Origin of the sequence: Candidatus Erwinia haradaeae (genome assembly GCF_900699015.1) — a bacterium.
In the GTDB taxonomy this organism is placed as follows: domain Bacteria; phylum Pseudomonadota; class Gammaproteobacteria; order Enterobacterales; family Enterobacteriaceae; genus Erwinia_E; species Erwinia_E haradaeae_E.
In genome coordinates this window covers 22,208-38,473 of record NZ_LR217738.1, presented here as the reverse complement: position 1 = coordinate 38,473, position 16,266 = coordinate 22,208, and the positions used below count along the sequence as shown (strand labels likewise).

General features: G+C 24.8%; 5 protein-coding genes. 2 read left to right on the top strand and 3 right to left on the bottom strand.

Annotated elements, in window-relative coordinates:
• Positions 1-1,290 precede the first annotated feature (1,290 nt).
• Complete coding sequence (locus ERCIPICE3303_RS03305; protein ID WP_157991331.1) at positions 1,291-1,788, bottom strand: Hsp20 family protein; 498 nt, start codon at positions 1,786-1,788, stop codon at positions 1,291-1,293.
• 4,567 nt (positions 1,789-6,355) lie between these two features.
• Between ERCIPICE3303_RS03305 and ERCIPICE3303_RS03300 the strand changes: the two genes are divergently transcribed.
• Together ERCIPICE3303_RS03300 and ERCIPICE3303_RS03295 are read left to right on the top strand one after the other, a co-directional pair.
• On the top strand, positions 6,356-6,916 hold the full coding sequence (locus ERCIPICE3303_RS03300) for a phospholipase D family nuclease (protein WP_157991332.1): 561 nt from the start codon (positions 6,356-6,358) through the stop codon (positions 6,914-6,916).
• 2,497 nt (positions 6,917-9,413) lie between these two features.
• Positions 9,414-9,974, top strand: a complete 561-nt coding sequence (locus ERCIPICE3303_RS03295) for a recombinase family protein (protein WP_157991335.1) — start codon at positions 9,414-9,416, stop codon at positions 9,972-9,974.
• 869 nt (positions 9,975-10,843) lie between these two features.
• On the opposite strand, the gene gpmA is transcribed toward ERCIPICE3303_RS03295, so the two are convergent.
• Positions 10,844-11,566 carry a 2,3-diphosphoglycerate-dependent phosphoglycerate mutase gene (gpmA, locus tag ERCIPICE3303_RS03290; RefSeq protein WP_157991334.1) on the bottom strand — a complete coding sequence of 241 codons (723 nt, stop codon included), beginning with the start codon at positions 11,564-11,566 and terminating at the stop codon, positions 10,844-10,846.
• 512 nt (positions 11,567-12,078) lie between these two features.
• Positions 12,079-13,122, bottom strand: coding sequence for an FAD:protein FMN transferase (locus ERCIPICE3303_RS03285; protein WP_157991333.1), 1,044 nt, complete (start codon positions 13,120-13,122; stop codon positions 12,079-12,081).
• Between the last annotated feature and the right edge of the window lie 3,144 nt (positions 13,123-16,266).

Below are 16,266 nucleotides of genomic sequence, written 5' to 3'. Positions count from 1 at the left end.
TTTAAAATAATTTATATCATTTAATATTTCATATTCACTATTTTTCTTTGCAAGAAGTGATATCAGTATTTAAGAATGTTTATTTTTATTTTCTATATACTTCAAATGAACACTTATAAGAGAATTTTTAGATTATTAAATGCTGTCACCTGCATATACAATAAAAAATCACTATCTTGATAAGATCATGCAATTCTATCTAGTCTCAAGTTTTTAATAGTTTAAAAGCTGATAGAAAGATGAATAATATAAATTGAATCAAATATTTTTATCCAATTTACGTGGAATCACTCTCAAGACAAATATTTTAAATCAAAAGATGCTTTATTTAAAAGAACTTATTTTATCATTCACAATGTGTATTGTCTCATAATAAAAATTATGACAAAATCTTGTTTAATCATTATCCGTTTTATATATCTAGATCTAAAATTTATAGTGCTTAATCAGAAGAAAATAGATATATAATAATATATAGAAAGTTTTTTATTATTTTCTTAATGTTAGTTACAATTTTTAATTAAAAAAACAATAAACTAAATTATATAATATAGTAATGAAACATCATTTAGTAAGATAAAAATTGATTCTTTAAATCAAGAAATTTGATTTTATTGAGATATATAGAAATCTCATATTTTATTATTTCTATAAAAGTAACACTATCTACTTATAGATTGTAGCGTTGCATAACGCTTCTAATGTCTTCTAATTAAGACCCAATGATCAGGGTTGGTATCTTTTATATTATAAGTGAATATATGAGCTAGAATACTATATATTAAATTTTTAAACATAATGAAATATAACTGAAAGTTAAAGAAAGAGTCTTTTATATAGAAATTTAACGCTCTACTACTTCAAGATTCTATGTTGATAAACATTAATACATATAATAAACAGAATCTTTAAATTAGAAATATCTAGTTCTCCGTGAGTTTATCTAAGTCATTGTATATTGTAAGAACAATATACAACCTCGTCTTCTCGTATTATAGACAATATCTATATAGTTAAACGTGCTAGGATGAATTATTTAAAAAGTAATATAGATTATAAAACTTACAGGAAAGCTTAGATTTGTTTTAAGGCTCAATTATAGCCTAATCTCCTATTCTACTTAAGGAGAGAGAGTTGTCTTCAAGATTTTGTACAGTAAAACTTATTTTATCTTTGTATTAAATTTATCATTTTTATCTCTATCTAAACATATATAACAAAATGTATAACAATTAGAGCATCTTTCTTGTCATAGAAAAGAGCGCCCTACTTGTAAGGGCGCTAGTAATTTTAAGATTCATTATGCTTAACAGCATATCCATCTTTATTATTAATTGATCCAATAGAAATCTTCTTTGGTTTTTCTTGTTCAGGAATATCATAAGTAAATTGTAATGTTAACAGTCCATTATCTAATTTAGCTTGATAAATCATAATTCGATGTTCCAAGCTAAAGCTTAGAGAAAATCCTTTTTTTTGAATACCCTTGTGAAGATAAGAAATGCTTTCTTTTTCTTCAGAAGATTCTGTATCTTCATTCTTTGGATTACCACGTAGAGTAAAATGATTATTAAGCACTGAAATATCTAGTTCATCTTGTGTATATCCTGGCACACTTACTATCATTTCATAATGTTCTTTATTTTTTTGAAATAGGTCATATGCAGGGGTATCACTTACAGGAGCCTCGCCTGTTAGACGGCTAAAAAGGTTGTCAATCTGTGTAAAGCGATCAGATAAAAGATTATTATTCCATGTAGGAATAAGAGAAAAAGAACGATAGGCCATAGCATCCTCCTATAAAATATATATTATTGAGAATAAAATCATGTTTATATATCTATTATATAGGTACAAATGGATATGTTTTCAAGGATGATTACTCAAAAAGATTAGAAAAATTAATACTCTCGTTACTCGAGTCCACTGTTTTTCATGCAGTAGATTAGCCTAGTTCATCATAGTATGAGTTCATTAACTAGAATACATGTCTATTGTATTGTTTTTACTTCCACGATAACTAAAGATAACTGCTAATTAGCTTACCTAGCTATAGTTGATTAAAATTATCACTGGAATGGTGATCGCTTCAAGAATCTATCTTATTTTATAAAAATGGTAGTAAATTCTTCTCTAAGAATATCCGGTATTAATTCTTGAATAGAAGATTCAAATAATTTTCCTAAAATTACTGTAATTTAGCATTCCAGTATACTAGATTACGTTGTTTCGTAGGTATTTCAGGTAAGGTATGTAAAAAATATATTGATTATAATAATTTAATCTAAAACATTAAATTCTAGATATAAAAAGAACTATACATTCCTCTCTGTTCTTCACAGTCATTAGTTAGTAAATATGCCTTGATTTTTCTCAGAAAATATAGAAGTTGCTATGATTCAATCATGTTAATTAAACTTAGATTAATTCTCAGTTTTTTAGATTAATAAACAATATTTGATATATAATCAGTATTAAGTAGAGAGTATATGATGAATACCATGCAATGTTAAATTTGAACCTATTTAACATAATCTTTATCGTTGCTCTTGTCCTTTTATGTATATTGAATTAATATCTTTATAGGGATTAGTTAGTTTTTAGCGCAGTCATGTGAACAGTTGATCTAAAGATCATGATTAATTAGATGAATGTCTAACTAAAATAGATCTGACATATATATAATTTTAGTTTTTGTAGGAAAAGAGATTATACTTCTAGATATATAGCAATGTGGTCTTTTATGAAAATAGTTCAAATTGTAAACATACTCTCTTAATGAGAGTAATAGAGGAATTTTACTTTTTCTTATGTTTTAATGGTTTCTTCTACAATTATTAAATTACTTTCATCCTCATTAATTTAGAAGATAAATCCACTTTCTACATAATTAAGTAGATTTCATATCAATGAACAATCAGGATAAAGACAAATATCTACACTATTCATTCTTATCTTAAATACTCTAGAATCACAGATTTTATAATTCTATCCTATCCTTAATTTAGGTCAGAATTCATTGTTAAATATCATGATTTGGTTAATGAGTTGGTTTGATTAATGAGAAAAACTTTTTAATATCTATGTAAGAAATCTGCTTCGTTTTACTCGTATATCAATAGAGTTGAGAGCATGTTGATTTTTGTTTCATAGTTTAAAAATATTGAATTTTTATTAATTTCAAATGACAATCTTATTTAGATAGATATTTATTTTATAGGATTTACTAATCACTTCTCTCTTCATTAAATCAACATCTAGGTATGGACTTTTCAGTTAATATACATAACAATATCTTCTTTAGACATAGATGTATACTTTTTTATTCTATTTAATAATATCCATAAAATTTATAAGAACTTTGTAATTAATCAAGAAATATATAAATTATAAGTCTAATAGATAATTTTCTATAATATTAAAATATTTGGTATGTACATATCCATTCCGTTATGAGACCTAATGATCATTAATCAAGATATAGACTAATATTATAATTGTAAGTATAATTATTGATTTTATCAAAATCATCTTGAGGTTTCGTTAGTCATCTTTTCTATTAGAAATAGATCTCCTAGACTAAAATAGGAAGTCACAACTAGATATGTAACATAATCAACAGAATATTAAAATAGTGATATTTATTTTTTACTATTGTTATGATAATTTATCGGAATTTTTAGTCAAAATTCAATCTAAGATATTATTTGTTTATAGTTAATAAAATTAATATCTTAGAGTGGTTATAGATGTTATTTATTTTAAACTATCACGCTTAAAGACCTAGCCTCCCAATATATTTAAGAAGAGACTAAGTGAGTCGGATAAAGATCAATGGTGTAGTAAGTATTAAGTATGATTGATGATATGACCGTATTATTATGTATTAAATCGATATTATGGGATGGTAAAGTGTCAGATGAAGAATAAATAAAAACGTAAGAATGAGTTATATCAATAAATAAAAAATTTATTATTACTAAGGAGGATTCTTATAGAATTCTGAATAAGTTCATCTTTTGTTTCATATTTAATTAATTCATTTAAAATGTGTTGCAATTCTAAGAGCATGCATTCTTAGCTGTCCATAAGAAAACAATATATGTAATCCTTTATAGCTCAATATTTAATTAACAATAGTTAAACTTTAATTGTTACCTCTGTTCATGAATATGGAGTATAATCTTGTTTTTTCGATAGTAATCTATCCCTAGATACTTCGAAGTCTTAAAGAGATTGATAGATTTGAGTTTATATATTCAAAATCAAGAATTTCTTTACTATATATTTATATATATCACAAAATTTAAACTAACTGTATTTATAATATCAGATAGATTTTAAATATACATTCAGTTGATAATTATTTAAATATAAAAGTCAATACACTGAATATTAATAACAGTATAGATCTTTATCTAGATTTCTTTGCCTTGTTTAATCAAGCACAGTCATTATTATACTGATTTTTAATAGATACATATAACTATCAACTATAATAAACAGATTTTATTTCGATTGTAATAAAAAGATTTAATTCTTAATTAGTGATCATTGTTAAAGTTTTTTATATTAGAAATATATAAAATAACTGGAGTTTATATCCTTGTTTTTCATCTGTGATGTAGAGTTTCTCAAATAAGTATTTATTAATATCTTTATTTTGTAGTATTACTAATATTATCTACAATAAAAAGAAATGCTATATTTCTAACATAGAAATGAATTACTTTTCTAAGTGAGTTATCTAGTCTATCGCGTCAGGTCATCAGATATAGATAGTGTTGGGATTAATGCATTAATAAGAGTATATAGATGGGATAGATGAATATCTTATTTTTTACTCATATCCCTAGATTAGATAAATTTTCTTAAGTAAAATACGTTGAGTCAGCTCAGGACTTATATAATTAGATATAGAATTTTTTATATATTTATAGATATTAAATTCTAAATGAATATGCCAGCTAATAATTATTATTAGAACTTGCATGGAAGCAGAGAGAAGCTTTAGGTTTTGATACATAAAGTATAATAAAATGACAAAATCTTTACCTTGTTGCTTAGAGCTATCTTGCTAGTTCTGATTATATAAATAAGAATTAGATTAGCAACTTATTTATAATTTATGAGATTATATCTAGAAATATTTCAGTTAAAATTTTTCAGCTTTAAGCAATAATCTCTTCTTATATCTGTAGTATACAATACTATATGTTGTTGCTATTACTTATAGTTTCATATCCTTTGTCGTTCTTTTAGAATATACGATTCTAGATAAATAAATTATAATATAATGCATTGATTATGATTATATTGAATACAAATCTAAGTTTTATTGAATGTAATAAAACGATTTTCGTAAATTATTAGACGATGTAATTTGTCTCAATATTTTATATTAAGATTTAGCATTAATCAGAAAAAATTATATTATTCATTTGGTGTCACTTAGAGAAAATATTGAATTCCTTATTCAATAATAGAAGTATTGAATTGTATTTAGATTGTTAATTTATCTCTATTAGTTTCTTAAAATACAAAATTTTTTTGATTGTATTCTAATCTAAAATATGTAAATAAAATAGTTATGATTTCATTAGATTTAGCCTCTATAACCTGTTTTTTAGATTTGATTAATTAAGTTAGAATAACCTCCGGTTATTAGTATTTTTTACTATCCTTACATAGTAAGTTAATACAAGATATATAATATGAAGCAAGATTGTATAATAAAAACCTGCTATATGTGCGAAGATCATTCTTCTAGAATACCTGTAAAGGTGATAACCTATAAATTAAATAAAAGCCATAACTTTATCTAATTTTTTAGAAAACTCATATTTTTATAAAATATCTATATTCTGATATGAATATTTATCCTATTTAATTCATTAAAACATAGACTAATTTTAGATAAAGATGTATACAATAGGTCTAAAATTTATCTGATGATATTAATAAATCAATTTCATTAATATTCTAGATATATATCATTAATATTCAAAATTTATAGAAATAGTTTTATTATAAAATTAGATAAGCTAGTTCTTTCCTGAATTTAAAATATTTCAAGATATAGAATAGATTATAAATAGGATACAACGTAAATCACATTCTTATATATCCATCCATAAGGATGGAGTCTCATGAAAGCATATCTACTAGCATAGCAACTAATAATCTTATACAGTGAAGATAAATAATAAATTTGAATTGATTTAGATCAAGCAGCTATTTTACATAGACCTGTCAATTAATGACTGACACATCCTATCTTCTTGGTGAGAATAGGATGCTCTTAATCCAAGATTACATTTGTTGAATAAAAGACAATATAACTAATATTTTTATCATGGTATTTGTAATAATAGGTAATATAGTGAAATTCATTTTGAATAGTCTTACATTTTTTTTCATTCTAATATCCCTGCCTATATATGCAGTTTGTATAACTTCTCAAGATGTAGAGATTGGGTTTTCTCCAAAAGGGACCGCACAAAAGATTGTTCTTTCAGCAATTACAGGAGCTAAAAAATCAATAGATCTTGCTGCCTATTCATTTACTAGCAAACCTGTAGCTTTAGCTCTGATTGAGGCAAAAAATCGAGGTGTCAATATACGATTAGTCGCCGATAAAAAATCAAATAGCGGTAAATATACTGCTGTAACCTATTTGATTAATCATCATGTCTCAGTTAGACTTAATGCAAAGTATTCTATTATGCACAATAAATTTATGATTATTGATGGTGTTTCAGTTGAAACAGGATCGTTTAATTATACACAAAATGCTGCTTTTCATAATGCAGAAAATGTTATTTATTTTCATAATCGATTAGATATCGCAAGCCAATATTCTCAAGAATTTAATCGATTATGGTTAGAATCAGTATCCGTTCAACCTATGTATTAATGTGAAATAATATGTGTTTATATCTATCTTCTTTTCAAAATTTATTTATATCCATCACTTTTTTAGGCTATTTATTATGGAATAAGTAATATATTGACATAAGAAGATATTCGTTTCTTAAAGAATTTTGATGTTATCTAAACAATTCCTGTCCCATCTGATGGTTTACATTTTTATTGTATTTATTAGTGATGTGTGAATTAGTTCTTAAATATATTAAAGAATATTTTTAAATTAATCAGTTGACAAGAGTAATTTAGTGCTCTATCTCTGTTAGTAAAGATGGATAGTTATTCTTTCTGTAAGAAAGATTAGGTTTTATACATCATATTTATTTAAATATCGAATCTAATGATTCTATAGTTCTTACTGACTATTGTGAATATAATAGTTTATATATACATTTATACATAAAAATTTGCTTACTATATTATTAGTATAATTCCCCCTTTTAATTAAGTAGCATACAAAGGACAATAAGAGAATTCGATATCTCAATTTTGTTTAGCATATTACATATTACAAATGAACTTGTCTTTCATTAGAGATAACAATGGAGTATATGTTTAGACTATCGTATCCCATCATGGTAAAATTATGTGTATAGATTATTAATTACCGCATTTCACAATCGATCTTATCCTATTATTCAGGACTTCTAATAGTTCAATCAAATTAGATTCACTAGAATCAATATTCTAATCAGTGTACTCAAATTTATTTGATAGATATTAATCTCATCTTTATTCTAATACTATTAGATAGAGAAGAGTATAACATAGTAAGTTTCTGTAAAATTAAGTATGAGATTTTAAGCAATCTATCGATATGTTTTATTAATAATAATTTGTCTAATATCTGCATTTTATCTATTTTTTAAAACAGTGATTATAGGGTCGATGCTATCCAAAGGATAATGTTCCTTATTAAATATATATTTCTTTCAGTAAGCTTACTTATCTATATTTTCTATCTTCTTTGTTAATGTATATTAAACAAAGATTTATAAAAAATAAGCAAGTATTTAAATTTTCTTCAACAAAGACTTAATAAAATGAGATTACTGAATCTTCTCTCTTTTTATAGATCCAATAATTAATAAACATAAATTACCATAAGTAGTTTAGAGGCTAAAATTTCCGAGCAATCAGTCATGCATTGAGCTCTTAAATTATTAAATATTATGATATTTTTTCTATTAATTTTTAATGAATTAGTATTTATAAAATAAGTGTATTGAAAAGATTTTATGAAAATATATTGTAATATAATATATATGCTCACGAAATCTGAAAAATAGATAGGATCTGAGAATAAAAATAAAACTAATAATATGATCTATAACTACCATAAATAGTCAAACTGCTATCTTTTTAAATTATCTTGAATATTATTAATTTATTGTTAGATTAGATTAGTTCATTTTTTAAGCATTGAGGTAGTAGTGATTATTTTATATTACGGATTATAAGTAATCCAACGTAAACCAAGTATATTAGTATGAAAAATAATTTTAAAATTCATCACTAATTAATTATAATCTAGATTATGCAAGTTTATAAATAAAATTATACGAGAAACTAATATGATAATCCCTATACTATAGAGTCAACTTTTAAAGTTTATGATAGCAGGTCTCTTTTAGAGTAACAAATAAGTATTTTATTATATTAATCCAACTTAATTACTGCTAAAAACTCAGCTGCTTAAGATTTTTATATAAAATTTTATTAAAGAATTTAATTGAAAGCTTTATGAAAGGTTATTGATCTTATTTCAGTATCCCTCTATATTTCTTACATCTAATTATCTATAAGTGTGTTATATATGGAGAGTTATAAATTATTAAATATGAGTATAATCTAACCGTATCTTATTAAGAATTTTGATTCTTATGAATAGCGGTAATTATGGAATTATTTATTTCCTAGCCATGAGATTAAGTGGTTATATTAATATGAGTGGTTATATCAACTTAATCATTCTATCTAATATCTTAAATTACTCAAATCAATTCGAAATGGGTCGTGTTTGATCTATTAATAGAATTATATGCTGAATTAAATCGTTTTATGTGAACCATTTTAATTAATAGATCTTATTTTCAGCATCTATAGACAAAACGATTCGATCAGATTGCTAATCAGATTATTAGTTGAGTCTGCAATTATATATCTATCATCATCTTTGATGATGAGTAATAGAAGTTTTTAATATTTTTATTAGTATAGTCAGTTACTTGTTAAAGAACTACACAGTAGTTTAAGTACTTCTAAAAATCTTAATGTTAACTAGAGATAGATCGTAATAAGTATTATAATTCTAATATTTTTCTTCATTCTCTAGTACGTCTTGTCTTTAAGTGTCAACTTAAGATATAGCATATTATGGCATTAGATTTGTACTCTAAAACGTCAGAATAAAATTTGATTTTGATTTTTATTGGCATATGGAAGTAAAAGTTATAGAGTTATTTTTGATATTTTCGAGAAAACTTATGATAGGACAACGTATTGGCTACACCCGAATTAGCACCATACACCAAAATCCACAAAGACAGCTTGATGGTATCAAAGTAGATCGAATGTTTACTGATGTAGCATCAGGAAAGGAGATCAAGCGACCTCAATTAGCGGCATTAATCGACTTTGTTCGTTCCGGAGATACTGTACTCATACACAGTATGGATCGCTTAGCGCGCAATCTTAACGATTTACGTCGTATTATTCAAATGTTAACACAACGTGGAGTGCGGATTGAATTTGTCCAGGAAAATCTTAGTTTTACTGGGGAAGACTCACCTCTCTCAAATTTGATGTTAGCTATTATTGGAGCCTTTTCTGAATTTGAACGTTCTCTATTGAAAGAGCGTCAACGCGAAGGAATTGAATTAGCTAAACAACGTGGTGTTTATCGAGGTCGAAAAAGAGCGCTTTCAGAAAAACAAATCACTGAACTCTGTCAGCGTGTTGCTGCTGGAGAAAAAAAGGTAAAGATTGCACGTGATTTTTCGATCAGTCGGGAAACATTATATCAATATATAAGAAGAGCAGGATAGAAAGTGTTATGAATATGATTATAATATTTGATGTATATATCTAATAACAACGACATGGATTTTTAGAATTGATTGTAAAATACAATAGTGTTAGACATTCTGTTAACAAGAGACACTTTTGAGTCAGTCAAGATTAAGAATATGATAAATGTTAGAGTTTTCTCAACAAACTATTGAAGACCAGTTCACATATGCAGCATCTAGCAATATAAACTGGTCTATGTTATTTATTGAGATTCACTAAATATTTATTATTTTATAATAAGAAAGAAAGTTTAAATTGATTGAAAATACATAAAAAACAGTATTCGATAAGTTTCTTATGAAACAATTAAATTTATATTAGTGCTGATCCTGATGAGAATCAAGGTAGGATATATGTTCAAACTTTAGTATAAATACTCATTAATTAAATAAATAATCATATGCTTTTGATCTAAAATTTAATTAATATATAGATATTAATGTAGATGGTGTTCTCTGCTTGATGTTCAATTTTTATGATAAAAATTGAACATCAATTATATATTTCATACTTGAAAAATCTTATGTAGTATGTTAGTCAAATATTAAAGAGAGCAAACTATAATCAGGACATATAAGCGTTTATAATCTTGTATTTGTATTTTATACAAACTCATTCTATCTATACTGATAAATTAAAATAACTGCATAAAATAATAGATAATATCGCTATACGTAATTAATAAATTAATAAAAGTTCTTAGAACATCAGTTATCTCCTACAACAAGTCTTTATTAATTATAGATTAATCCTGAATTTCAATGTAATCTTATTTTTATTATGATTAATTTTATTTTAGATCAAGATGTAAATCTTGATTTATTCTTCTCTAATTGAGTATAGCTCAACTATTAAAAGTTATGTTATTATCAAAGTTAAGCCAATAACGTGAAATAGGTTGATAGTGCTCATTAAATTCGTAGATTAATGGTATACCAGTTGGTATATTAAGTTCTAATATTTCTTTTTCTTTCATATTATCTAAATATGTAATAAGTGCACGAAGGGAGTTACCGTGAGCAGAAATAATAATTTTTTTATGATTTTTTATTTGAGGGAAAATAGTTGTTTTCCAGATTGGTAAAACACGATCAATAGTCATTGCTAAGCTTTCAGAAGTTGGTAATTGATCTTTGTTTAAATCCCAATACCGAGGGTCATGACCAGGAAAACGTTTATCCAGATAATTAAGATGAGGAGGGGTAACTGTCAAGCTACGACGCCATTGTTTAACTTGATCCTCACCATATTTTTGAATACTAGCTGTTTTATTCATCCCTTCTAACGCACCATAGTGACGTTCATTAAGACGCCATGATTTTTCTACTGGTAACCAAATCTGATCCATCTCATTTAATATATGCCAGAGAGTATGGATCGCACGTTTTAAAAAAGAAGTATAAGCAAGATCAAAAATAAATCCCGAATTTTTTAGTAACTTACCGGCAGACACTGCTTCAACACGACCTTGATCAGTTAAACCAATATCATGCCATCCGGTAAAAAGATTTTTTTTATTCCACTGACTTTCTCCGTGACGTATCAGAACTAGCTTGATAATATCCATAAATAAATTCCTTTATTAATCTATATTTCTATAAGAATAAAGTTAGTAAAAATCACTATTAAGTTTATATAATATTTATATGACAATAGAAATTTACAAATCTTTCCATGAATCTATAAATTCAATAATGTCAGAATGCACTTGCAATAAATTGGAATAATTAATATTTTCTCTACTCTATATTAGCTGATTGTGATCAATATATTTTAAAATATGTAAATTCAATTGTTTTATGTATATTACAAAGACATATCTTTACTATATCTTATAAAAAGTATTTCACTCCTAGTTCAGCATAGTTATAAGCAAGCTATCTATTATACTAATAATAGATTGATTTACTTGAAAAATTATGATTGTACATTACATCGTAGACTAATGACGAAGACTTTTGGGATTGAAAGTTGTATTGTGAATGTAAAATTTATATTACGAATCAATGAAATATGGTTAAAAAGATGTCTATGTCAATATATCACACAATGTGTATTTACCTTACTTGATTATGATTATTATGAAGATGGTTGGATAAAAGGTAAAAATTGTGGTGACATCCAAGTAGTTAATCGATTATTCTTCTTATATATAAGGTATACTGCTTTTTTATGCCGAATAGATAATTCTTGAGCTTTTCTTAGACCCAATATCATTAGCCCGCTATCCCAGCAATCTGCTTCGAATGCAGTAGGAGCAATTACAGTAGCTGATACTAATTCATTTTGAATTGGTCGTCCAGTAAACGGATTAATTAAGTGAGATATTCGTTTCCCATTTAATTCATAGTAGTTACGATAGGTTCCAGAAGTACTAATACCACATCCTTTTAACTCAACAATATCTTGTGCTATATTTTCTTGATCGGTTGGCTTCTGGATTGCAATCTTCCATGGTTTACCTTGAGAGTTATGACCACAAGAAACAATAGCTCCACCAACTGATACAAGGTAATTATCGATACCCTCTTCTTTCATAAGACGGGCTAAATGATCGACTGCACGCCCTTCTCCAACACTAGAAAGATCAATGTAGATTCCTGGTATATCTTTATGAAGATAAGAATGATTTGCAGAGTTAATGATTTGAATATAAGAAAGACCATTAAGAGAACGGGCAGAATCAATCTGAAACTGTTTTGGAGTAGATTGTGGTTGTCTGCTAGGCCCGAATCCCCATAGATTTACGAGAGGACCAATAGTTATATCCATTGCTCCATCCATCTGAGTACCAGTGCGTAATGCTTGGACTATAATATCGGCTATTTCTGTACTCACACGTTGTGGTTTATCACCTCGATATTGATTAAAACGTGATAATGCTGAATCAGCTTTCCATGTTGATAATTGATCATCATCATAATCAAGTATTTTTTGTATAGAAGAGTATAATGTTTGTTTTCGTGATCCGTCCACATCTACTATATTTACTCGCCATATAGTTCCCATAGTATGACCTGTGAGTATTATTTTTTCATAATTAAAGAGAGAGTGAGAATTACTACAGGACTCCTGCATAAATATTAGAATATAGAATATAAAACATCGATATGCATTATTCATTTATTATCCTAACTTTTATTTGTACATGATAAGATTAGTACTAGTTTAAATCTGTGTAAGAAGAAACGATTATACTTAAATAATTCATAAAAAATCTTTATAAAAAGTATTGATAGATGACAAGATTATTTCTTATGTAAATATAAAAACTAGATTATTATTTAATGTTAGATTGTATTCAGTTATCAATAAAAACATTTACTATTACTCAATAGTCAATAGTTTTTTAAAAAAATAAGTTATTAAGTCAATACAATATATATTTAAATATATTTCAAAGTTTTATAAAAATCAATATATATATTGATTTAAATTATCATAGAAATATTTTTAAGTGGTAATTATTATTAGTAATAATTACCACTTAAAAATATTTTATCAATTAAAAATTCATATATTATATATAATATATGAATTTTTAATTGATAAAATATTTTGACCCTTAATTATTAGTCTATGTCTATTACATATATTCAATTAATATGTAAATAAAATTCCAGATTGATATTTATGAGTTTAGATTATCAAAATTATTTATTTATCTCGTTATTATAAAATAGATATAAGATGACATTTTTAATCAAGTGATGTTTAAACGAATTTTTAGTCACATTAATATATAAAAGATTACTTAATCAAATTTAAACATTTAGTGTAAAAATTTGATTTATCATTTTATATTTGTATTTCATTCATTTAGGCATAGATAATGGTATAGATACCAATATCGTAATGTATATAATTTTTATTATATTTAAAGATATTGGTTTTTAAAATTCTATTTTTCTTAGTATTTCTAACGCAAATATTACTATCTTAACTAATAGTTTCAATGAGATTAGTATAGATTAAAATAATCTTTCTACTAATCATTTTTTAAAAAATAGTTAATAAAATTACATATAATATTGTTATTAACAAAAATTACTTATAACGCAACTGTGACTCTGCATAGAGTAGTGCTCTTATTCGTGAATAGAGTATCAATAAAGTAATAACTAATATCTATTACTATAGTCTAATCATGACAAATAACAAGATGAAGAAATAATACAGAAAATATAAGAAATATGGATAATATTAATATTAAATTATATTTTTTATTGTAATTTATTACTCATCTTTAAATATACAATACTATTTTAAAAAATAAAAATTTATAAAAGTACAATCTATATATTAATAATGTTAAAATATCTACTAATACAGATAAGAAATATTTATATAAAATATTGATATTAAAATTAGATAATTTTAATCTTTAATATACTATATATACAGTACAAAATAAAATTTATTTATAACTGTAATCATTAATTAATATTAAATTTTGTAATTTATTTTATTTCATAAAAAATAAATACTAAAATAAAATACAATATTCTATATTATTAGAAGAATCATATTATTTTTTTCCAAGCATTTATTTTTATTGATTTCTTTCTTTTTAGAAGCTAAAATTTCCTGAATCTTTGATGATTAGTATCATTCATCATCTATATTCATTTAAATATTTTATGATGAGATAATTGTCACTTATTAACTCTGATTTATTTAGTTATCTATAAAATGTGTTAATATTACTTACATAAATGACTTATACTCCTTCATATTGAGAACGCTTATCTCTTTAAAAATAGGTGGAAGATATTTGTAATCTTATTGATTACAAAATGAAATATTTCAACTATGTTAAAATTAAGAATATATGATTAATAACTTTTCATTATGTCACTAATCTAAGCTTTATTCTAGTAATTGAAAATTGATTGAATAATCGATGCATAATTTATTTCTTGTGAGTAGAGATGATTAAAAAATTAACGATAGCCAAGAAAAATAAATTTTCTATCTTTATGTATCTAATATTACCGTATAAAATAATACAACACTCTAACTATTAACTGCTAATAGATCATATTTGTACAGGGTACCAATCATATTTAGTAATCAGAACATCTTTTGCTTATTTTTCTATCAGAATACGAGAAAATTATACAATTTTAAGATTTTATGTTTTAATATAGAATGATAAATTTCAAGTTAATCTTGATAAGATAGTTATAATAAATTATAAGAAAAAAAAATGTTTTCCTACAGTTTTACTATCACTCTTAAAAAGATATTCCCTTTTTTATTAATTCATCAAGTTACTGCAGCTACACTAAAGACTGATTATTCGGATCAAACTTCCTTGTGCTAGATAAAAGATTTAGATTAATATTATATGAAAACTCTATATTAGAGTAATCATAGATTTCTAATTAATTAATTGTCATCTACATCTAAATAGTAATTTTATTTAATATTTTATAATATTTATTATCATCTCTAATCTAAAGATTATCCATTGAAATAGATGATTTTTATATCATTAGAAAGTCATATTCCACATCATTTTATAAGATTGATATGATATTAAGATATTATTAAACGTCATCATTGCCTTCTTGTCAATCTATGGGCTTCTCCTGTAAATTATATGAGTTCCAAGATGATTCACCTGATATAAAGTATTTTATAATTAGCTAATCTTATTAGAGAATTTATAGATTCTTCTTATGAGGTGACAGAGCAATTTATTTTCTATGACACGAAAAGATTTATTAATCTGCCTATAATACTTTAAATAAAAAAACAATTATGCACATTCATGTATGTTAACAAAATTATTTATATCAATTTATACTTCCATGTTAGAAGTCAGGTATGAAATAATACTCATGTATTTTAAGCACATAGCAATGTCACTTATTTTTAAGATAAGTTTTATCCGTTATCTTTTAAAAAAAGAACTACTCTTAGATGTAGTTAATAGAAATAATAGGATTTTTTCTGAATTGAATAATATATAGATTAATTAACTTCTTTAAGAGAGCTGTAAGTATCGCTACTTATATCCATGAAGTTAAAGCAGTGACTATTAATTTAAATACTTGAATTAGGTGTATGTATAGTTTGTGTGATTTTAGCAGAAGTTACTAGAATAAAATTAATGATTAAAACCATACTAATATTCCTATATTAATTTATCTAAAATAATACAGTTAAATAATCGTAACTAATATAATTCTTTAATTTTGATTCATATCTTAATCAGACTTTATAGATTACAATACCATTGTATATTCCTATATATATCTC